Raw genomic sequence first — 19,996 nt, 5'->3', positions numbered from 1 at the left:
GTCATTGCATGACCCTCACGGCTGACGCCGTCATCATCGGCGCCGGAATCGTCGGCTGCTCCACGGCTCTGCAGTTGTCGCGGCGCGGAGTGGATGTGCTCGTGCTCGACAAGGCCGGTGCCGCCGGTATGGGATCGACCAGCGCGTCGAGCGCGCTCATCCGCTTCAGCTACTCCACCTGGGAAGGCGTGGCTGCTGCCTGGGAGTCGAAATTCTGCTGGGAGGACTGGGAAGAACACCTCGGCCACCGAGATCCCAACGGAATGGCGCGTTTTCACCGATGCGGCAAAATTCTTCTCGACGTCCCGGTCATCCCACGGCGGCGGTTGGTCGAGCTGTTCGAGCGGGCCGGTATCCCGTATGAGGTGTGGGATGCCGAAACACTGGCCAAGCGCGTCAACGGCATCGACACCGGCTCGTATTACCCGCCTAAGCCGATCGATTCCGATGAATTCTTCGGCGACGCACACGGCGACCTCGGAGCCTTGTACAACCCCGATGGGGGATACGTCGACGACCCACGCCTGGCCGCCGCCAACCTGGCCGCGGCCGCGGCACACCGCGGCGCGCGCTTCGCATTCCGCCGCAACGTCGCATCAATCGATCGTGTCGGTGAGGTGTGGCGTGTGATGGTCGACGGACACGAACCGATTGAGGCGCCCATTCTGGTGAATGCGGCCGGCCCATGGTCCAGCCGCCTCAACCGGATGGTCAGCGCGACAAGCGATTTCACGATCGAAGTGGCCCCGATGCGCCAGGAGGTGCATCACGTGCCGGCGCCGGCGTCGCTGCGCGGCAGGTTGCCCGCGATCTGTGACTTGGACCTGGGCGTCTATCTGCGGCCCGATTCGGCGGGCAACATGCTGGTCGGTGGCACCGAGCCGGAGTGTGATCCGCTCGAATGGATCGACGATCCCGATGCGGCCAATCTGAACCCAACCGTCGAGCGGTACGAGGCTCAGATCACCCGCGCCGCTCGCCGGCTTCCCGAGATGTCCGTTCCGAACCGGCCCAAGGGTATCGCCGGTGTTTATGACGTCGCCGAGGATTGGACGCCGATATACGACAAGACGGCGCTGCCTGGCTTCTACGTCGGAATCGGTACCAGCGGAAACCAATTCAAGAACGCCCCGATCATCGGTTCGCTGCTGGCCCGCATCATCGACGCGGTTGAGGGTGGCCACGACCACGACGCCGAACCCGTCCACTACACGTGTCCGCATACCGGCCACGACCTCAACCTCGGGGCCTTTTCGCGTAAGCGCGAGCGCAATGCGGATTCCTCCGGCACGGTGATGGGATAGCTGGCTTGGCTTCGAGTGTGAGCTGGGGCGGCTTCGAGTGTGAACCCTTGGCGCTCGTAGCGCGATTCTCCCGCCCTGGCTACACACTCAAAGCCGTAGCTGCACACTCGATTCCGATAGCCGGGGCTGTCGCAGACCCCGCTCGTCGCGGGCCGCCTCGCGGGCCGCTCCGAGGGCCGTGGCTTCGCGGGCAGTGGCTTCGAGCGTGAGCTGGCGGCTTCGAGTGTGCGTCCTTGGCGCTCGTAGCGCGATTCTCCCGCCCTGGCTACACACTCAAAGCCATGGCTGCACACTCGATTCCGATAGCCATGAGTGTCGCAGACCCCAGCTCGCCGCGGGCCGCCCCGCGGGCCGTCCCGAGGGCCGTGGCTTCGAGCGTGAGCTGGCGGCTTCGAGTGTGAATCCTTGGCGTTCGTAGCGCGATTCTCCCGCCCTGGCTACACACTCAAAGCCATGGCTGCACACTCGATTCCGATAGCCATGACTGTCGGCCCTAGGTAACGGGTCCGCTTTCGATCTGCTCGAAGATCTTCGAGAAGGCGAACGGGGTTTGTGCAATTCCGCTGCCGTCGGTTGCGTCTACTGCGCCCAATGTGCCTGTCACATCGCGAGGCAACTCCCACATGGACAGCTCACCGATACCGTGCTGCTGAGCGAAGTTGGTGAGTTGTTGGGCGTTGGCCAGGCTGAAGACCTCTAGCGGGTCGTCGTTGATTCCGATCAGCGGTGTCACCCCAACCATCGACCACGCCTGCTGGCTGGACATCGTCGGATACAGCGTCATCAACTGGCTGTGGGTATTCGTCGCGGCGTCGATGGCGTACTGGCCCATGCCCGGGTTTCCGGGCTGATCGAAGCCATTGCCATAATCCATGGCCATCACGTTCACGCGTGAGATTTGCACGCCGTTCGTTTGGGCGGTCTGCAGAACGCTCAAACCTCCGCCCTGCCCTTCGACCAGGCCGGTCGGCAGTACCGGGAGGGTGTACGAGACGCTCACGGGTGTGCCGTTGGCCGCCTCCTGCTGCTGCAGCAAGGCGATGGCCTTCGACTGGGTTTGCATCGCTTGGGTGTTGCCTTGCAACGCACCTTCGACATCGAAGTCCAGGTTGTAGATGTGGTAGGTATCCACGATCGTCTTGTACTGCTGGGCCAGTGCGGCGGGGGTCTGACCGGGAACCGCGGAGAGGTCGGTACCGAACGCCCCGCCGAAGGAGAGCGTCCCGTTGATGCCGGCCGCTTTCATGTTGGCGATCTGGTTATTGATGAACGAGCTCTGCGAGCCGCCCGTGACGTCATACGCCTGATAGCCGCCCCACGACGCTTGACCAGTCGGGTCGGCGTTGATGAAGGCGAGTGTGGCGTTCTTGACTCCGTTTTGGGCGGCGGTCGCAAAGTCGTATCCGTTGGGCCCGGTCCAGAGCGTGATGTCGACATAGGGCGAGTACGTGCCAGTGCCGGTCCCTGTTCCGGTGCCTGTACCCGTGCCGGTGCCCGTTCCGGTGCCAGTCCCGGTTCCCGTACCCGTCCCGGTGCCGGTACCCGTTCCGGTTCCCGTACCTGTCCCGGTGCCCGTACCCGTCCCGGTGCCTGTACCCGTGCCCGTGCCCGTGCCCGTGCCCGTGCCCGTGCCCGTGCCGGTGCCGGTTCCTGTTCCGGTGCCTGTGCCTGTGCCGCCGGCAACCGCGTGCCCATTCACCAGCAAATTCGTTGGCGCCGAATAGGAGCCGGTCTGCAACCCTTGGAAGCCGACGGTTACCGAACTGCCGGGTGCAATCGTTTGTGTCCAGGATTCGGGGGTGATGGTGTAGTGCGTGCCTGACTGGGCCAGGTGCCCACTCCAGGCACTGGTGATGGATTCGTTTGAGGGCAAATCGAATTGGAGCTGCCAGTTGTTTACCGGGGTCGTGCCGGTATTGGTGATCGTGTAGTCGGCGATAAAGCCGTTGTCCCAGTGTGACGTCGCCGTGTAGGTCGCCGTAAGCCCGTTGTCGCCCGTGCCTGTGCCGGTTCCGGTGCCCGTGCCAGTGCCGGTACCCGTACCGGTCCCAGTCCCAGTGCCCGTACCCGTACCAGTCCCAGTTCCCGTACCGGTCCCAGTCCCAGTGCCGGTACCCGTACCGGTCCCAGTGCCAGTGTCAGTCCCAGTACCCGTACCGGTCCCAGTCCCAGTGCCAGTGCCAGTGCCAGTGCCAGTGCCCGTACCCGTACCCGTACCAGTCCCAGTGCCAGTGCCGGTGCCCGTACCAGTCCCAGTGCCGGTACCCGTACCAGTCCCAGTGCCGGTACCCGTACCAGTCCCAGTGCCGGTCCCAGTGCCAGTGCCAGTGCCGGTCCCAGTCCCAGTGCCCGTACCCGTTCCGGTACCGGTGCCCGTTCCGCCGGTATCGCCGCCAACCGGTTGCCCGTTAACTGTCAAATGTGTTGGCGCTGAATAGGTCCCGTCGTGCGCACCTTGGAAGCCAACCGTGATCGAGTGGCCTGGCGCGATCGTGGCGTTGTAGCTCTCCGGGGTGACGGTGTATTGCGTGCCGGACTGCTGAAGTTGACCATTCCACAGGTTGGTGACGGATTCGTTTGCGGGCAAGTTGAATTGGAGCTGCCAGTTGGACAGCGGAGTCGTGCCGGTATTGGTGATCGTGTAGTTGGCGACGAAACCGTTGCCCCACTGCGACGTCGTCGCATACGTCGCAGTAACGTCGCCGCCCCCCGATCCGCTGGTTGTGGTGGCGGCGGGCGCCGCCGCACTCAGCGCGGACGCCCCCGTCGCCGTCGTAGCCCCCGTCGCCGACGTCGCCGACGTAGCCGACCCAGTGGACGTGGTAGTCGTGGCGGCGCCGGTGCCCGCAGTGCTCGCCGTATTGCCGCCGGTGGCGCCGGATGCTGCGCCGCCGGTGTTGGCAGCAGTCGTTGCTGTACTAGCCGTCGACGCAGACGTCGTTCCCGCGCTCGACGCGGTGGTGTTGGCGCTGCCCGCAGTGCTCGTCGTCTTGTCGGCAGTGGCCTGGCTCGTCGTCGTTGCGGCGCTACCGGTTCCGAACAGCCGCGCGTTCACCGCGCCAACCGCCGACTGGGCGAGGCTCTGTAGCGGTGACGCGTTGACCGCCTCGGCGAGCTCGTACAGCCCAGCGCCCGACGTCAATGCCTGGACAAACCGGTTCTGATACGCCGTCAACTGGGCGCTTAAGGCTTGAAAATCCTGACCATGCGTGCCGAATAACGCCGCGATCGAAGCCGATACCTCGTCGGAGGCCGCAGCGACGATCTTGGTCGTCGGAACCGCGGCGGCTCCTGCGGCCGCACTCAGCGTGGAACCGATCCCGGATATGTCCGCCGCTCCCGCTGCGAGCGCCGCCGGTACTGCCGTTACATACGTCATGACCCAACCCCTTCTCGACCCCTATAACGAACTCATAACGACTCCATAACGAGTTCATATGTACCGCCGATCGGCGTCGGATCCCAGCTTTATTACAGTTTTATTAATGGTTTGCCATAGATTCATTATCGTCACGCTGATTACTTACAACTGCTATTGAAATAACTTTCTAGTATTCGTCGAAATTGAATTCATGCGGCGATCAAGCGCCGCGCGCCCCGCCGATAACCGACGTTTGACCAGGGGAGTCCCCGGCACAACCATGCGCTCAAGTCGCCTTTCCACGCACGTGGGCTACGGCCTAATAGCCTTACTAGCCAGCCGACTTGCTGTTTGACCAGGCAAGGCGCGAGCCGATGGCGCCGTCGGCGCTTCGTGCCGTGCGATCGGCAGCCGCCAGCTAGCTCTCGCCAGGTCCACAAAAAGTGGAGCCTAGAAATAGCGCCGAACCTAAAGCAAGCACGGGGTCAATGCAACCTCTCGCAAACCGGGCAAACTATCCAAAAAACGCTGCAAAGTGCCCACTCGAATAGTGCTTACTCCCGAAGCGGTTCCACAAAGTGCCCATGCAGAAAATGTATTCACAGAATGCCTTGGAAAAACCGGCAGCATGGGAAAGTGAACTCGGGCCGGTGCCCGGGCGGGGCATGGGTTCCTCGCAGGCCGCCGCAGGCGCCAATCCATCGGCAATCACAGCCATCACTGCCTGATACCGCTGCTCAGACACGCAACTCCCTCATTCAAAGGAGTGTCAAACATCAACCGAGGTCATACACCAAAAAAGTGCCCCCGGCAGGATTCGAACCTGCGACACCGGCTTTAGGAGAGCCGTGCTCTATCCCCTGAGCTACGAGGGCGGGGACGTTCTTGAATACCTGACCAAACCTAGTCGCTGGCGGCGGTGTGAGTGTAGCGACGCCACCGACTGACCCGCGCCAAGCACGCTATCGCGCCGCCACCTCGATGACGCCGTGGGCGCCGCGTTCGGCGTCGACCATGGCGTGTGACACGAACGGGTATCGCCCCGGCTGGTCGAAGGATAGTTCGACGAATCCGCCTTGGGCCGCAAACAATCCGAGCGTCTGCGCACCGCCGGCACCCGGCCGCAGCCGGTAGTCGCCCTCGGACCACACGGTGTCGAACTGGCCACCGACGACGTGGAACGAGGTGCCGCGGTTGGGTCCGGCGGCAAGCACCCAGATGCGGACCCGCTCGCCTATCCGGGCGGTCAGCGGCGTGTGGTCGTACTGGCGGGCGTAGCCGTTGAACACCACCAGGTCGGGCTTGTCCGCGGCAACCTTGTCCGCATCGGCATCTTCCCCGGGCGCGCCGAGATACATCTCGGACTGCACGATCACGTACTCGCGATCTACGCGCGGCAGATCCGGCGGGTCGATGATCACCGCCCCGAACATGCCGTTGGCGATGTGCAGCGACATCGGCATGGTCGAGCAGTGGTACAGCCAGATACCTGCCCGCGTCGCGGTGAACCGGTACACCAGGCGCTCGCCGGGCTGGATCGTCCGCATCGGCTCGTCGGGGGCCAGCGCCCCGGCGTGGAAGTCGATCGAATGCCCGGTACTGCCGTCGTTGATCAGGGTGATCTCGAAGACGTCGCCGACCTTGCCGTGCAATGTGGGACCCGGGGCGGTACCACCAAACGTCCACAGCCGCTGCGTGATTCCGGGGGAGACCTCACGTTGAATCTCGGTCACCGGCAGCGTCAGACGGTGCTCGACAGTCGCCGGCGGCAGCGCGGCGTCACGCGCGGTAAAGGCCGGACCCGGGTCGGCGCCGAGGCTGCGGGCGATATCGGCAGCCGAGATCGGTGCGACGTGCGCCGGCCCGTAATGATCGGGGTGCGTGGCGTGCGTCGGCGCGCCGGTCACCCGGACCGAAAACGTCATGCCCATTTGGCGGTGTCCGGCCACGGCGCACCAGCCGTCGAGGCTGGAGCCCATCACCCCGGCGTCGAGGACGGTCGATTCACCAGGTGCCAGGCGTCCGGTGCGGGCGCCGTTGGACAGCACCAGGTCGTGTTGGTTGGTGCCGGTGTTGGCCAGGGTGATCAGCAGCCGGTCTCCGGCCGGGACCTCCACCGTGTCGGGCACGAAGCGCATGCCCTCGACTCGGACCGACGCCGTGGTGGTGCGCCCGGTGGCCGCCACGGCAACCTGGGGCGTGGTGGCGATTCCGATGGCGGCGGGGTCGGCGGCCACTGCGGCCGCGGCGGCCAGCACGACGGCCCCCAGTCCGGCCGCCGCGGCGCCGAGTCGCCGCCGCGCGCGCGGTAGGTCGACAGACGGCTTGTCGCGATCCCGGTGTGCCCGCCACACCGCCCGCACCAGCAGCGGCAGGAAGGCCACGTAGGACACCAGCACCAGCATCGATGCCGCGACCCGCACCAGGCTTGGTGTCGGAAGAACACACAGCAGCAGCCCGGTGTTGGCGACGGTGAGCCGCCACGGGGCTCCCCGCTCAAGCTCGGCTCCCGCCGCCAGTGTCGCGGCACGGCCGCGCACCACCACCGGCGTCAGGTACGTCAGTGACCCGAGCAGCACCTGCACCAGGAAGCCGGCCAGCACCGGCGCGGTGAGCGCGCCGGCCGCCGCCACCGCAGCCGGCCACGTCCGCGAGGTCACCAGCGCCACTGCGGCGAACACCAGCGAGGCGATCAGCCAGCCGACGCCCGCCAATACCGACAAGGTCGCAAAGTCGTTGGGCCGCTTGCGACGAATCTCGTCGAGGTGCGGCCGCAGCACGATCACCGCGGCACCGAGATACCCGAGGGCGCCCAGTCCGGTGATCGGCGGCGAGCCCACTACCGCACCACCGCTGGCCACGGCCAGGGTGATGAGCAGGGCCGGCAGGCCCTTGCGGGCGGCCGCCTCGACGCCGGTGGCCATCCGGGTGCGCAGCATCGTCGGCCACAGCGTTACCAGTGTGCCCAACACCGTGAGCCCCACCCAACCGAACAAATTCAGCGCCGCATGCGCAAGGATGAACCGCTCGTGGATGCGGCCGGGCAGCGCCGAATTCGCCATCGCCACACCAAGTCCGGCGCCGCCGGCCAGACACGTCGTCGCGGCGACGTAGTACCGCACGGTGATACCGAAGCGGGCGGGCAACGCAGTATGCAACTGCCGTAGCAGTGCCGCGCCGTGCGCCAGGGCGACGACGGCGACCACGACACCTCCCGTCAGCACCACCGGCCACCACCGGCCCAGCATGCCCGCGACCACAGTGACCGCACCGACGTTAAAGGCTATGAGGCGCAACACTTCTGACGTCCGCGCAGGATCCGGCGCTCGGCGCAGTAACGCATCTGCGAAATGCCGGCTCCAGATCAGGATCGCATTGCCGGCTGCGCCCATCGCCAACAGATGGACCAGTAGCCAGCCGGACAGCGGCAGGAACCGATGCCCCACCGCCACTGCGACGAGCGCGACGAGCCAGGCGAAAACGACCGCCCCGACCCGCAAGTGCCATCCCGAGCGATTCATGCCGGCACCCGACGGCTTGCGCGCATCGCCGAATAGCCTGCGACGGCAATGAATCCGAGCACCGCCACGATGTTCAGGACGCTCCCCATCTGCACTGCCCAAGGCAGGCCGCGTGCATCACCAACCGCCAGCCGCAGCAACAGCGACAGGTGCAACAGCGCCACCGGCCCGTACATCAAACGGGTGTAGGGCAGCGGGCGACGCAACACGGCGGGCAAGATCACGGGTGCGTGCGCCATGATCATCGACAGCACGAAGCCGAGCATCACCGCGTGTACGACCGCGTCATAGCCTGCGCCGGAACGGATTTGGCCGGTGAGCAGCCAGGCCAAGGCCGGCACCAGCAACCACACATAGCCGGCGAGCAGGCACACCGCGATGTAGCGGGCCAGGCCCGTCGCACGTACGGTGTGGCGGGCGACATCGAACCGGTACAGCCACACCGCCGTCGCCAGCAGCGTCGCGCCGAGCAACGGGTAGCCCGGCGCCGGCCACAACAACGCGGCGACGGTGCCGGCGACCATCGCCGCAGCGAGGACGATCAGCGTGCCTTCGGCCGGTGTGCCGACCATGGTCAGGCGGGCAAGCTCGAGGCGTTCCCCGACGATCGTGAGAATGAGGAAACCCGACAGCCAGGGCAATAGGTCGGGGACCGGCACGCCACCCAGCCACAACAGCGCCGCGCCCGTCGCCAGCACCGCACCGCCGACCTGGACCAGAACCGCCGCGTCGGCAGTCCGCCGCCACAGCGACGCATATGCCGCGACCAACACCGCGGATCCGGCGACCAACAGGACACCGCCCAGGCTTCGGGGTGCCTGCGTGACGAGAAGCACCGCTCCGGCGCCCAGGAACGCCGGGCTCAGGTAGGCCCACCGTCGGTGGGCGGCCACGGCTCGCTCCAGCGCGACCACGGTGCCGACGAACCCGAGCACCAGCAGCACGCCGTGCACTTCGGCCAACCGGGTCGTCTTGATCGGCGCGGGCAGGCCGAGCAACAGCAGCGCCGCATCGAGTCCGGCTAGAAGCGCGATCCCGCCGGGGACCAGCAGCAGCCCCCGGGATGGAATGCGTCGGTCAATCTTCATGTCGCACAACGGGTTCTGGCAGGAACAACCGGCACGCGCCGGGTTCGGCGAACGGAATGAGATCGAGTCCCTGGCCGCTGGGAGCGCCGAGCCGCTCCAGCATTCCCTCGACGATGCCGAGGTGGACCTGACAGACGATGGCGGGGTAACGCCGCGCTGCCTCGAGCAAGGGGCAGCGACGCAGCGCGATGCCCCCGGCGCTCGGCGTGCCTTCGTCGTCCGGCGCGAAGCCGAGGCGGGTCAGCACGTCGAGCACGGTCTGTCGCGGATCGCCGCCGGCTTGGCTGTCCTCGTCGAGGAGTTCACGTCCCCACTCGATGCCGGCGGCTCGGGCATCGCGTTCGGGGTGGTCGCTGGTGCGAGCCAGATGGCCGGCCAGTGCGGTCGCCAGACCCGCGTAATCGCGGACCGCGACGGCCGGGTCGGCGGCCGACACCCGATACAACGTGGCCGGCCGTCCGCGTCCGAGCGCGGTTGCGGTAGAGCGCTCGACGAGTCCGAGTCCGGCGACCGCGTCGAGGTGTTCGCGAACGGTGTTGGGGTGCAGGTCAAGTGCGCCGGCGGCGTCACCGACCCGGACGGGGGAGTGCGCACGCACGTACTCGAGCACCCGCAGCCGCTGCCCGGACAGGGCCACGGGCGCCCGAACCACCGGCGTCGGTTCAGGGCCCAGGACCACCCGGTCTTTTTTCACGGAAATTACTGTAGTAAATTATCGGGCGAAGCACATAGGGCAATGAGTCACATTCGTTCAGCGGAGCCTGCGGACTCGGCGGAAGGGAACCAAGATGTCGGCCAACGATGTAGTCGTCGCGTCAACAGCCGCTGATGCCGAGGCGGTCGATGCGATCAAAAGCCATCACGCGCAGCTCGCCGGGCAACTCGGCGTGCTCACCGATGGCATCGTGTCGGCGCTGGAGCGCGGTGCGGACATTGAGCCGGCGCGGGCCGCGGCTCTGGCGTTCCTAACCGGCGAGCTGCTGCCGCACGCCGCCGCTGAAGAGGCTCGGCTGTACCCGGCCGCCACCAACACCGAGCGCGCCCGGCCCCTGGTCGAATCGATGATCGCGGCGCACCGCGTCATCGGCTCCCTCGTCGACGGCATCCGCACGGAATCGCCGGTGCGCGCGGCCGGTTCCGCCCAAGCCCTGCGGGTGCTGTTCGACGCGCACCTGGTCGACGAGAACGAGCGGATCCTGCCGATCGTGGCCGCCGATCCCGACGTCTCCCTCGCCGAGGTCACCGACGGCATGCACGAACTTCTCGGCCATGCCCACTGCGACGACGGTGCCGCGCCGTCACATGGCTGTGGTTGCTGCGACTCCGACGCCGACGATCCCGTGCTCGACGTCCGCGACGTGCCGCACTCGATCCGGCATGCCACCGTGTTCGGTGCGTTCGACGCCGTTCCCGACGGCGGCGTGCTGGTGCTTGTGGCACCCCATGATCCGATTCCGCTGCTGCGCCAGCTCGATCACCGAGCTGCGGGCCGGCTCGGGGTCGAATACGAGCAGCGCGGGCCGGAGGCGTGGCGGCTGCGGCTGGTCAAGGGCTAGCCGGCACCGCCTATCCTTCGCGCAATAAAGCCGCGCGAGGGCAGGCTTCGATGGCCTTTTCGACAAGCGCCTCCTGCTCGACGGGGACGGGGTCGGTGATGACCACGGCGTACTCGTCGTCGTCGAGTTGGAACACCGCCGGGGCGATATTCACACAGAAGGCATTGCCCTCACAGCGATCACGGTCTACCACCACGCGCATGAGAACCTCCTCTACTTTCGGCTCAGGGATGCAGTCGACGCCGCACGCCGAATTCGTTGTCGGCCATCGGATCCGCACTCTCTCTAGTTTATACAATCTCTATTGTGTAAACTCCAGATCATGGCATATGTGATTGGCGAGCCATGCGTTGACGTGATGGACCGGGCCTGCGTTGAGGAGTGTCCGGTTGACTGCATCTACGAGGGTGGCCGGGCGCTCTACATTCATCCGGACGAGTGCGTGGATTGCGGGGCGTGCGAGCCCGTTTGCCCCGTCGAAGCGATCTACTACGAGGATGACCTGCCCGAAGAGTTGCAGCCCTATCAAGCCGACAACGCGGCGTTCTTCGCCGAAACCCTGGCAGGCCGCGGCGAGCCCCTGGGGTCACCGGGCGGAGCCGGTAAGTTGGGCCCGCTTGGCGTCGACACTCCGCTGGTGGCAAGTCTGCCCAAGCAGGACCCGCAGCGGGCCTGACCGCGGTGGCCATGTCACGGGCGGAGTCGGCTGGGCGCCGTCGTGATGTGCTGCGCGTACTGAAGGCTGAGCCGGCTCCGATGAGTATCGCTGCGATCGCCAAAGTGCTTGACGTGCACCCTAATACGGTCCGTTTCCACCTGGACAAATTGGTCGACGACGGCCAGGTTGAGCGCGTCGAGCCAAGCGGCGGACAACCGGGCCGGCCGCCGCTGATGTTTCGTGCCGTCGCGCAGATGGACCGGGCCGGACCGCGTCATTACCGGCTGCTCGCAGAAATCCTGGCGGTGGCTTTAGCCTCTGGCCGTGATCCGTCGGCCAAGGCGCAGGCCGCCGGTCGCGAATGGGCGCGGCAGTTCAGAATGCCTGCGCCACAACCGAAAAAGACCAGTGCGAAGAAATCGGTCGAACACCTCGTCGGTGTCCTCGACGAGTTCGGGTTCGCGCCCGAGCATCGCAGATCCGGGGGCCAGCAGCAGATCGGGTTGCGGCACTGCCCATTTCTCGAACTTGCCGAGAGCCACAGCAAGGTCGTGTGCTCGATTCACCTTGGGCTCATGCAAGGAGTTCTCGAAGGTGAAGCGGCACCGGTCACCGTCGACCGACTGGTGGCGTTCGCCCAACCGGATCTATGCCTGGCTCACCTGAGGCTCGCTTCCGCAGACTGATCGTCTTCGGTCGCCCATTCCACGGCGCGTTCCAGCCTGCGTCGCGGCGTGGCCGGCAGCGGATCGGCGTTGACCGGCGCCCAGCCCACCCGCAATAACATCTGCGGATTGCAGCAGCTGCCGAAGACGTCGGTGCGCACGGCTTCACGTGTTGCCGCGATCTCCAGCGGCTCGGTGACGGCACAGCTGGCCAAGCCCAGCGCCGTGGCGGTCAACAGCACCACACTGGTGGCTTCGCCGGCGCGCAGCCAGTCCAGCCGATCGTCGGTCGAAGTGCCCAGCGCGAGGATGGCGGCTTTGTCGTCTGTCGGTGACGCACCGGCCGGCTGCGCCAGTGCCGGACCGGCGAAGAACCGGCCAGGCAGCGGAGACGCACAGTCATGTGCGGGCGTGTTATGCGCCGGCACACCGGCTTTCGAGTCGTACCGTCCGCTCCAGACGGTGAGTTCGTTGAGATACTCACGGTCGCTCATATGAGTGCGAACCGCGTGGGTGACGATGTGCTTGAGCGTGGCTAGCTCGTCGACCTGGCGCAGCATGACACCGAGCCGGGCGGCTCGCGCGCCCATCAGCGCGATATCAGCGGCGGACACCGGCCACGAGCCGTAGTAGCGGCGGTCGGTTCGCCGCTGCGGTATCGCCGCGGCCAACGCCACATCGACCGGATCGGCGGCGTCGGCATGCACCTCGATCGTGGCCAGGTGGTCGTGGTCGGCCGGATCCGGCAACCGGCGCACCTTGCTCCGCCATCCCATCGCCGCCAAGGCGATCACGCAATGGTTGAGCGCCGCACCGCAACTCACAATGAGGTCGCGTCCATCGGGATCGGTGACCGGCAGCTGTCTGCTCGGATCGGCGTACAGGTGCAGCGCCTGGTCGTCCACCCGCCAACGCCACGGCTGGGTGTTGTACACCGAAGGTGCGCGCGTAGCCAGGGTGAGAACCGAGCGGATCGTCTCGTCGTCGGGGAAGTAGCTTTCCATTGACTGTGTTGCCTTCGTGCTTTGCAGATCGGGTGCTACTGCCACCATGTCGCACCGCGGTGAGCCGCGCTAGAGCCGAAGTGCCCTATCTGACCAGGCTTTGGGCCCGCTCAACGCTCAACGTTCAACGCTCAACGCAGTTCGGCGATCACCTTTCCGAAATTCTCGACGTGGTTGTCCTGCACGGTGAAGTATGTGACCCCATACTTCTCGCGGTAGCCAAGTAGCTGGTCGGCCATGTCGCGCGGCGACCCGCTGAGCACCGAATGCATGGCCATTAACTGCTCGTCGGACAAGTCCGGTGCGTTGCGGCGGGTCAACGACAAGTTCGGGATGCTCTCGCCTGCGCGCGGCACGGCGGTGATCACCAGATTCAGCTCAAGCGAGTCAGCCCGTTGCCCGGCGGCCTGCCGAACGAACGAGATGCGTTCGGCCAGTGGGTCCTCGACGTCGCGGACCTTGGCTCCGGTGAGCCCGATGATGTGGGCGTGCCGGGCGGCCAGGGTCATCACCCGGTCGCCGCTGCCGGCGATCATGAGCGGCACCGTCGGGTTGTGCTCGGCCAGATACTTCGTCATGTGTTCGAGGTAGTCGACGCGGGCGCCGGCGCTGGGATACGGCAACTCGGCGGCCTCGAATTCCGCTCGGACGTAACCGGTGCCGAGGCCCACCTCCAGCCGTCCGTCGCTGAGCACATGCAGCGCGTCGACGTCCCGGCTCAGCAGGGCGGGCTTGTAGAAGGCGGCGTTGAGCACATACATGCTCACCCGGATCTTGCTGGTAACCATGGCGACTGCGGTCAGCGCCGGAAACGGCGCGATGGCACCCAGGTGATCGGGCACGCACAGCACATCGAAACCCAGGTCTTCGGCGTGCTTGGCCATCTCTTCCAGCGCCGCGCGCGATTTGATGAAGCGCATACTCAAACCGAAGCGAAAATCCTTTGCCACCAACAACCTCCGTCGAATGAATCGCTAAAGCCAGGAGCGGGCGGCGGAAACCAAGCCATCCACCAACCCCGCAGTGACCGGTGACAAGCCATCCGCTCCCAGGAGGGTGCTGCGCGGGCTGAGCCCCCGGACGCGAACCGACAATTCCAACTGCGTCCCGCCGTCGCGCACCCGATTCACCGGGTTGTCGGGATGCAGCCCCCGCAGCTCGAGCGGGATGGCGTCGAGATCGGTGACGACGTGATAACCGGGCAGTTGGATATGCCGGGCCAGGTGGTCGGCCAGCGCACGGTTGCGGCCGCCGGCCAGCAACTGCGTGCTGCGCCCGATGCGCCCGTAACCGTGCAGCGAGACGGCGACGTCGACGTGCTCGAGAAACGCTGCCAGTAGGGGCGAATCCGTCGGGTCATAGCGCGCCGACGGCAGGTGATGCGGATATCCGTCGGGATGGCGCACCACGTAGACCGATGCGTCGGCGGCCTCGGCGGCGCGTTCGGCGATCACGTCGGTCATCTGTTCCAGTCCGCCGCCGTGGATGGCCAGAAAACCGAAACGCGATCGCAGCCGGCTGCACTCGGCCACTCCGGGTTCGCTCAACAATGCCGAAAGAGATTGCGGTGCAGGGTCATTCGAGGAGACGGGCCGCGGCCAGTGCGCGGGGTCCCAGCGGTGCAAGAAGTCGATCCAGCGTTGCGGCAACCCGTGGTGCCTGGCGCCGTCGATGATGCGCGGCAGATAGCCGGGCCGCGGTGCCCCCGGGGTCACCCGGTGGTCGATGTACACCCAGGCGGGGGCGGGCCCGCTGTCGGTCTGCACGGTCAGCCGGTCACGGCGGTATCGCACCGGGACTCCCTCGGCGCTGTCCAGCGCGGCCAGGTCGTGGTCGGAGAGTTGCCAGAGCACCCCGTGGACCTGATTTCCGGCGAACGGCTCGACGGTGGCGACCCCGCGCTGGTTGATCAGCCAGTCGTGATCGGACAGCACCGCGGGCTGCGGATCACCGGCGTCGGGACAGCGTTTCGCCATCTGCCGGACGCACAGGTTGGACCCGTATGCGAAGTAGGGGTGCCGGCGGACCGGCATCTATCCCGTCACCGTCAGAAAAATCAGCACCACGTTAAGCAGACTAATCATTACCGCGACCACCCAGCCAACAACGGTGGTGATGCGATGGTTGATATCGCTGCCCATCACCTCGGCGCTACTGGTCAACCGGACCAGCGGAAGTACCGCGAACGGTATGCCGAAGGACAACACCACCTGCGAAAGCACCAGCGTCCGGGTGGGGTCGAAGCCCAGCGTCAGAATCGCCACGGCCGGGCACAACGTGACGAAGCGGCGTACCAGCATCGGCACCGACCAGTGCAGCAATCCCTGCATGATCATCGCGCCGGCGTACGCGCCCACCGATGTCGACGCCAATCCCGAGGCCAGCAGCCCGATCGCGAACAACACCGCGATCGTTGCCCCCAACGTGTCGTGCACGGCGGCGTAGGCGCTCTCGATCGAGGCGGTATCGCCGCGACCGCGCATGTTCAAAGCCGCTACCAGCAGCATCGCGGCATTCACCCCGCCGGCGACGACCATGGCCAGGCCGACGTCCCAGCGCGTGATGCGCAGCAGCCGGTGCCGGAACGGCCCCGGTTCGGGATGGCCGTGCCGGTCTCGCGCCAGCCCGGAATGCAGGTATACGGCGTGCGGCATCACGGTCGCCCCGAGTATCGCGGCGGCCAGCAGCACACTCTCGGTGCCCTGGAAGCGGGGGACCAGGCCGGCGAGCACGGCGTCGGAGGGCGGCGTCGCGACGAAGAAACTGGAGGTGAAACCGACGGCGATCACCAGCAGCAATCCGGTGATGACGCGTTCGAACAGGCGCTGGCCGCGGCGATCCTGGACTGCCAGTAGCAGCAGTGAAATCACCCCGGTGATGATCCCGCCGAGCGGCAGCGGCAGGCCGAACAGGATCCGTAACGCGATGGCGCCGCCGATCACTTCGGCCACATCGGTTGCCATTGCGACGATTTCGGCCTGTACCCAGTAGGCCAGCCGGGCCGGGCGTCCCATCCGGGCGCCGATCGCCTCGGGCAGTGAGAGTCCGGTGACCAGGCCCAGCTTCGCCGACAGGTACTGCACCAGGCCCGCCATCACATTGGCCACGACGATGACCCATAGCAGGAGGTAGCCGAATTGGGTGCCGGAGCTGACGTTGGCGGCGACGTTGCCGGGGTCGACGTAGGCGATGGCAGCAACGAAAGCCGGCCCCAGCAGATACCAGCTGGTCTTGGCCGAGCCTTGGATGTCCTGCGCCAACTCCCCCGACTTTCATCCGCATACCCGAATAAGAAAGTGAGGGTATCCGAAACCGGGCGGTCGCGGCCACCGGCTACCCGTGGTAGCCGGAGTCAGCTGGCAGCAAGCGCGCGGGCTTTGCCCATCGGGTGACACTGCGCGATGCGCGTCATTTCCTTGATGAAGACATCCTTGGCAATGGGCGGCTTGTCCAGCACATAGCGGATCGTGGTGCCGAGCAGCTGGATCATGATCCACGAGGCGGCCTCGACATCCATGTCGCTGGGCCGGTCGCCGGATGCCAGCGTATAGCCCCTGATGATTTCGCCGATCAGCCCTTCGATGGGCTTGAGCAGCTCTGCTCCCGTGGTTCCGGGCATTTGCCCGGCGATCACGTGGAGCATTTCGGGCTGTTCGAGCATGGCGTCGACCTGTGTTGCCACCGCCGCGGACACCAGGCCGGCGGCGTCGTAGTACACATGCTTACCCAGGTTGCTGGACACGCGGTGCAGCAGCTGCTCGGTGTATTCGGCGACCATGGCGTTGAGGATCGCGTCCTTGTTGGCGAAGTACTGGTACAGCGAACCAGGGCTGATACCGGCCGCCAGGGCGATCCGGTTCGTCGAAAAGCCTTCGTAGCCACGCTCTTTCAGAACGCGTGTCGCCGCGTCGAGAATGCGCCGCACGGTCTCTCGGGACCGTTGCTGCACCGGTGCTTTGCGTGCCGTAGCGCTGGATCTGGGGGCCATCCTGGTCTTCCTGGGACGAAATTGTCATCTTTGGTTGAAAGTCATACTTGGTTGACGATTGGAGAGTAAGGGGAGTTGCTTATGCTGTCAACCATGGTTGCCACACCTAAGTACCGGGCACCGCAGACAGATCTTGGAACCGCAATGCGGGTGGCTTGGTGGAGTTACGTCCGGCGCGTCGATGACGAGATGGAGGCTGCGGGGTTTCCCGACCGTAGCTATTCGATCCTTTACGTATTCGTCCTCTACGCGCAACCGGCTCCGATCACGATTTCGGAGATCGGGCGACTGTTCGGCATCAGCCGGCAGGCGGCCAGCAAGGTCGTCGCAGAACTGCGCGATCGCGGCTACGTGCAGACCACCACGTCAACCACCGACCAGCGCGAGAAGGTGGTCGAGCTTACCCAGAAAGCGAACGACTTCATGACCGCCCGCCTGCGCACCGCGGGCGCACTAGATCGGGCGATTCGCAAACGCATCGGCGACGACGGCCTCGAGGGGCTGATCAAGGGACTCCATGCGGTCACCGAAGTGGCCAGGGGGACAACGGAATCCGAACCCGGCTATATTTTCCGCCCGCCCAAACTGTGGTGACTCACAGATCCGGTACGGGAATGTCCAGATTGGGGAAGGTGAGTCCGCCGTCCACCTCCAATATCTTGCCGGTGAGGAAGCTGCCGGCCGGAGAAGCCAAATAGACTGCCGCAGCGGCGATATCGACGGGATCGCCCAGCCGGCGCAACGGGGTCGCCTTCTCCATCGGCGCGCGCAGCTCGTCATTGGCTGCCACCACATCCAGCGCCGAGGTGAGGATCGACCCCGGCGCAATGGCGTTGACCCGAATGCGCGGGCATAGGTCCAGTGCCGTCAGCCGGGTGTAGTGGGCAAGCGCGGCCTTGGCGGTGCCGTAGGCGGCGAAGCCACGTCCGGCCAGCCGGCCGATCGCCGAGGTGATGTTTATGATGCTGCCGCAGCCGGAGTGCTCGAGCATCAACGGCACCGCCGCGACGGTCAACGCATGTGCGGTGCCCACGTTGAAGGTGAAGGCGTCCTTGAGCTCTTTGGTCGACGTGGTCAACAAGGTGTTGGGCATGCTTCCCCCGACGTTGTTGACAACGATGTCTAGTTTTCCGAACGTCGCTATCGCCTGACCGGCCAGCTGCGCGGTGTCCTCCGGATGAGCCAGATCGGCGGCGACCACGTGGGCACGGCGGCCAAGGCCGCGCACCTGTTCGGCGACCTCGTCCAGTTGGGATTGGGTCCGCGAAGCGATGACGACATCGGCGCCGGCCTCGGCGAAAGCCAGGGCGATGGCCGCACCCAGGCCGCGGCCGGCGCCGGTGATGACGGCGACTTTGTCGTCGAGACGGAACCTGTCGAGGATCACTGGGGCCTCGTTTCAGATGTCGGCCGAAACGGCAGCGGTCCTGGCCGCCTCGGGAGGGGCTTTGCTTTTCTGTAACAGGTTCTAGTTTGTCACAGGCCCCCGCGAACACAGCGCGCACGGTGTGCCCACAGCGAAAATCTGTTTGAATTCAGTGGCCGGAGAACTCGCCGAATTGATATCGCCATCGACATGGGACGATGCGGCGGCAACTGTTTCATAGGAGGTCACTTGTTGTTAATGTGGCTTCAAGGCTGCGAGGAAAACGGCTGGTTGGATTGACGGGGCCGCGGCTTACGGGTGGCGGCAAGGATGTTTCATCTCTACCGTTAGGAACTGAATTGAAACTCAACCGATTTGGCGCCGCGCTCAGTGTCCTGGCTTCTGGTGCACTGGTCTTGACAGCGTGCGGCAGTGACAACAACTCATCCGGGGGAAGCTCAACGAGCGGGCAGGCCGCCAGCAATGTCAATTGCGGCGGCAAGAAGACCCTGAAAGCCAGCGGTTCGACGGCCCAGGCCAACGCGATGACCCGCTTCGTCAAGGCTTTCGAGCAGGCCTGCCCAGGGCAGACGCTGAACTACACGGGCAACGGCTCGGGTGCCGGAATCAGCGAATTCAACGGCAACCAAACCGATTTCGGCGGTTCGGACTCGCCGCTGAGCAAGGAGGAAGCCGCCACCGCGCAGCAGCGTTGCGGTGGGTCACCGGCGTGGAATCTGCCGGTGGTCTTCGGTCCTATTGCGGTCACGTACAACATCAATGGCGTCAGTTCGCTCAACCTGGACGGCCCCACCCTGGCCAAGATCTTCAACGGTGCCATCACCACCTGGAACGATCCCGCCATCCAAGGACTCAACTCCGGCGCCAGCCTGCCGGCGACACCGATCCATGTGGTGTTCCGCAGCGACGAATCGGGAACCACGGACAACTTCCAGCGCTATCTCGACGCGGCGTCCAACGGCGCGTGGGGCAAGGGTGCGGGCAAGGCGTTCAAGGGCGGCGTCGGTGAGGGCGCCAAGGGCAACGACGGCACCTCGGCGGCCATCAAGGCCACCGAAGGATCGATTACCTACAACGAATGGTCGTTCGCTCAGGCCCAGCACCTGAACATGGCCAAGGTCATCACTTCGGCCGGCCCGGATGCTGTGGCGATCAGCACCGACTCCGTCGGCAAGACGATCGCCGGCGCCACCATCAGCGGGCAGGGCAACGACCTCGTGCTCGACACGGTTTCGTTCTACAGGCCGACGCAGCCCGGTTCGTACCCGATCGTGCTGGCCACCTATGAAATCGTGTGCTCGAAGTATCCCGACGCCCAGGTCGGTACGGCGGTGAAGGCGTTCCTGCAGAGCACCATCGGTGCGGGCCAGAATGGCTTGGGAGACAACGGATACATCCCGATCCCTGATGCCTTCAAGTCGAGGTTGTCGACTGCCGTCAACGCCATCGCTTGATCTGAGGTCA

The 19,996-nt window shown here is 65.6% G+C and carries 17 protein-coding genes and 1 tRNA gene; 6 read left to right on the top strand and 12 right to left on the bottom strand.

Annotation, left to right across the window (positions count from 1 at the left end):
* Positions 1–8: 8 nt before the first annotated feature.
* Positions 9–1,304 carry an NAD(P)/FAD-dependent oxidoreductase gene (locus BST12_RS19425; protein ID WP_083114763.1) on the top strand — a complete coding sequence of 432 codons (1,296 nt, stop codon included), beginning with the start codon at positions 9–11 and terminating at the stop codon, positions 1,302–1,304.
* A gap of 493 nt (positions 1,305–1,797) precedes the next feature.
* On the opposite strand, the gene BST12_RS19420 is transcribed toward BST12_RS19425, so the two are convergent.
* The 5 genes from BST12_RS19420 to BST12_RS19400 all read right to left on the bottom strand — a co-directional run bounded on the left by BST12_RS19420 (position 1,798) and on the right by BST12_RS19400 (position 9,968).
* Positions 1,798–4,683, bottom strand: coding sequence for a cellulose binding domain-containing protein (locus tag BST12_RS19420; protein ID WP_083114762.1), 2,886 nt, complete (start codon positions 4,681–4,683; stop codon positions 1,798–1,800).
* Positions 4,684–5,467: 784 nt separating this feature from the next.
* A tRNA-Arg gene (locus tag BST12_RS19415) sits at positions 5,468–5,540 on the bottom strand.
* An 87-nt stretch (positions 5,541–5,627) separates the two neighbouring features.
* Positions 5,628–8,186, bottom strand: a complete 2,559-nt coding sequence (locus BST12_RS19410) for a multicopper oxidase domain-containing protein (protein ID WP_083114761.1) — start codon at positions 8,184–8,186, stop codon at positions 5,628–5,630.
* Complete coding sequence (locus BST12_RS19405; RefSeq protein WP_083114760.1) at positions 8,183–9,274, bottom strand: hypothetical protein; 1,092 nt, start codon at positions 9,272–9,274, stop codon at positions 8,183–8,185. Before BST12_RS19405 ends, BST12_RS19410 begins: the two co-directional genes overlap by 4 nt.
* On the bottom strand, positions 9,264–9,968 hold the full coding sequence (locus tag BST12_RS19400) for a helix-turn-helix transcriptional regulator (protein WP_083114759.1): 705 nt from the start codon (positions 9,966–9,968) through the stop codon (positions 9,264–9,266). The genes BST12_RS19405 and BST12_RS19400 overlap by 11 nt, the downstream gene beginning before the upstream one ends.
* Positions 9,969–10,062: 94 nt before the next feature.
* On the opposite strand from BST12_RS19400, the gene BST12_RS19395 reads away from it, so the two are divergent.
* Positions 10,063–10,830, top strand: coding sequence for a DUF2249 domain-containing protein (locus tag BST12_RS19395; protein WP_083114758.1), 768 nt, complete (start codon positions 10,063–10,065; stop codon positions 10,828–10,830).
* Positions 10,831–10,840: 10 nt separating this feature from the next.
* On the opposite strand, the gene BST12_RS19390 is transcribed toward BST12_RS19395, so the two are convergent.
* The gene (locus tag BST12_RS19390; RefSeq protein WP_083114757.1) at positions 10,841–11,032 is read right to left on the bottom strand and encodes a ferredoxin; all 192 of its coding nucleotides are present in this window, start codon (positions 11,030–11,032) and stop codon (positions 10,841–10,843) included.
* A 120-nt stretch (positions 11,033–11,152) separates the two neighbouring features.
* Between BST12_RS19390 and fdxA the strand changes: the two genes are divergently transcribed.
* Together fdxA and BST12_RS19380 are read left to right on the top strand one after the other, a co-directional pair.
* Entirely contained in the window at positions 11,153–11,506 is a 354-nt protein-coding gene (fdxA, locus tag BST12_RS19385) for a ferredoxin (RefSeq protein ID WP_083114756.1), read from the top strand.
* 11 nt (positions 11,507–11,517) lie between these two features.
* Positions 11,518–12,174, top strand: a complete 657-nt coding sequence (locus tag BST12_RS19380) for a helix-turn-helix transcriptional regulator (RefSeq protein ID WP_083114780.1) — start codon at positions 11,518–11,520, stop codon at positions 12,172–12,174.
* On the opposite strand, the gene BST12_RS19375 is transcribed toward BST12_RS19380, so the two are convergent.
* The 5 genes from BST12_RS19375 to BST12_RS19355 all read right to left on the bottom strand — a co-directional run bounded on the left by BST12_RS19375 (position 12,147) and on the right by BST12_RS19355 (position 17,082).
* Positions 12,147–13,157 (bottom strand): Acg family FMN-binding oxidoreductase, encoded by a 1,011-nt coding sequence (locus BST12_RS19375; RefSeq protein ID WP_083114781.1) that lies wholly within the window; start codon positions 13,155–13,157, stop codon positions 12,147–12,149. The genes BST12_RS19380 and BST12_RS19375 overlap by 28 nt on opposite strands.
* A gap of 131 nt (positions 13,158–13,288) precedes the next feature.
* Positions 13,289–14,113: an LLM class F420-dependent oxidoreductase gene (locus BST12_RS19370; RefSeq protein WP_083114755.1), complete on the bottom strand. Its 825-nt coding sequence runs from the start codon at positions 14,111–14,113 to the stop codon at positions 13,289–13,291.
* Positions 14,114–14,131: 18 nt separating this feature from the next.
* Positions 14,132–15,190, bottom strand: a complete 1,059-nt coding sequence (locus tag BST12_RS19365) for a poly-gamma-glutamate hydrolase family protein (RefSeq protein ID WP_083114754.1) — start codon at positions 15,188–15,190, stop codon at positions 14,132–14,134.
* A complete protein-coding gene (locus BST12_RS19360) occupies positions 15,191–16,417 on the bottom strand; it encodes an Nramp family divalent metal transporter (RefSeq protein WP_083114753.1) in 1,227 nt (408 codons plus the stop codon).
* A gap of 92 nt (positions 16,418–16,509) precedes the next feature.
* Positions 16,510–17,082: a TetR/AcrR family transcriptional regulator gene (locus BST12_RS19355; RefSeq protein WP_245850437.1), complete on the bottom strand. Its 573-nt coding sequence runs from the start codon at positions 17,080–17,082 to the stop codon at positions 16,510–16,512.
* A 207-nt stretch (positions 17,083–17,289) separates the two neighbouring features.
* Between BST12_RS19355 and BST12_RS19350 the strand changes: the two genes are divergently transcribed.
* Complete coding sequence (locus BST12_RS19350) at positions 17,290–17,739, top strand: MarR family winged helix-turn-helix transcriptional regulator (protein ID WP_245850436.1); 450 nt, start codon at positions 17,290–17,292, stop codon at positions 17,737–17,739.
* Between the two features lies 1 nt (position 17,740).
* Here the strand turns inward: BST12_RS19350 and BST12_RS19345 are convergent, their stop codons facing one another.
* Positions 17,741–18,532: an SDR family oxidoreductase gene (locus tag BST12_RS19345; RefSeq protein WP_083114751.1), complete on the bottom strand. Its 792-nt coding sequence runs from the start codon at positions 18,530–18,532 to the stop codon at positions 17,741–17,743.
* Between the two features lie 338 nt (positions 18,533–18,870).
* Between BST12_RS19345 and pstS the strand changes: the two genes are divergently transcribed.
* On the top strand, positions 18,871–19,986 hold the full coding sequence (pstS, locus tag BST12_RS19340) for a phosphate ABC transporter substrate-binding protein PstS (protein ID WP_083114750.1): 1,116 nt from the start codon (positions 18,871–18,873) through the stop codon (positions 19,984–19,986).
* The last annotated feature ends 10 nt before the right edge of the window (positions 19,987–19,996 follow it).

Origin of the sequence: Mycobacterium angelicum (assembly GCF_002086155.1) — a bacterium.
Classification (GTDB): Bacteria; Actinomycetota; Actinomycetes; order Mycobacteriales; family Mycobacteriaceae; genus Mycobacterium; species Mycobacterium angelicum.
This window is presented reverse-complemented; position numbering and strand designations above follow the sequence as displayed.

What these genes read in the sequence shown, in the direction of transcription:
- BST12_RS19425 (WP_083114763.1), top strand. Translation starts at nt 9, where the DNA reads ATGACCCTCACGGCTGACGCCGTCATCATCGGCGCCGGAATCGTCGGC.
- BST12_RS19420 (WP_083114762.1), bottom strand. Translation starts at nt 4,683, where the DNA reads ATGACGTATGTAACGGCAGTACCGGCGGCGCTCGCAGCGGGAGCGGCG.
- BST12_RS19410 (WP_083114761.1), bottom strand. Translation starts at nt 8,186, where the DNA reads ATGAATCGCTCGGGATGGCACTTGCGGGTCGGGGCGGTCGTTTTCGCC.
- BST12_RS19405 (WP_083114760.1), bottom strand. Translation starts at nt 9,274, where the DNA reads ATGAAGATTGACCGACGCATTCCATCCCGGGGGCTGCTGCTGGTCCCC.
- BST12_RS19395 (WP_083114758.1), top strand. Translation starts at nt 10,063, where the DNA reads ATGTCGGCCAACGATGTAGTCGTCGCGTCAACAGCCGCTGATGCCGAG.
- BST12_RS19390 (WP_083114757.1), bottom strand. Translation starts at nt 11,032, where the DNA reads ATGCGCGTGGTGGTAGACCGTGATCGCTGTGAGGGCAATGCCTTCTGT.
- fdxA (WP_083114756.1), top strand. Translation starts at nt 11,153, where the DNA reads ATGGCATATGTGATTGGCGAGCCATGCGTTGACGTGATGGACCGGGCC.
- BST12_RS19380 (WP_083114780.1), top strand. Translation starts at nt 11,518, where the DNA reads ATGTCACGGGCGGAGTCGGCTGGGCGCCGTCGTGATGTGCTGCGCGTA.
- BST12_RS19375 (WP_083114781.1), bottom strand. Translation starts at nt 13,157, where the DNA reads ATGGAAAGCTACTTCCCCGACGACGAGACGATCCGCTCGGTTCTCACC.
- BST12_RS19365 (WP_083114754.1), bottom strand. Translation starts at nt 15,190, where the DNA reads ATGCCGGTCCGCCGGCACCCCTACTTCGCATACGGGTCCAACCTGTGC.
- BST12_RS19350 (WP_245850436.1), top strand. Translation starts at nt 17,290, where the DNA reads ATGCGGGTGGCTTGGTGGAGTTACGTCCGGCGCGTCGATGACGAGATG.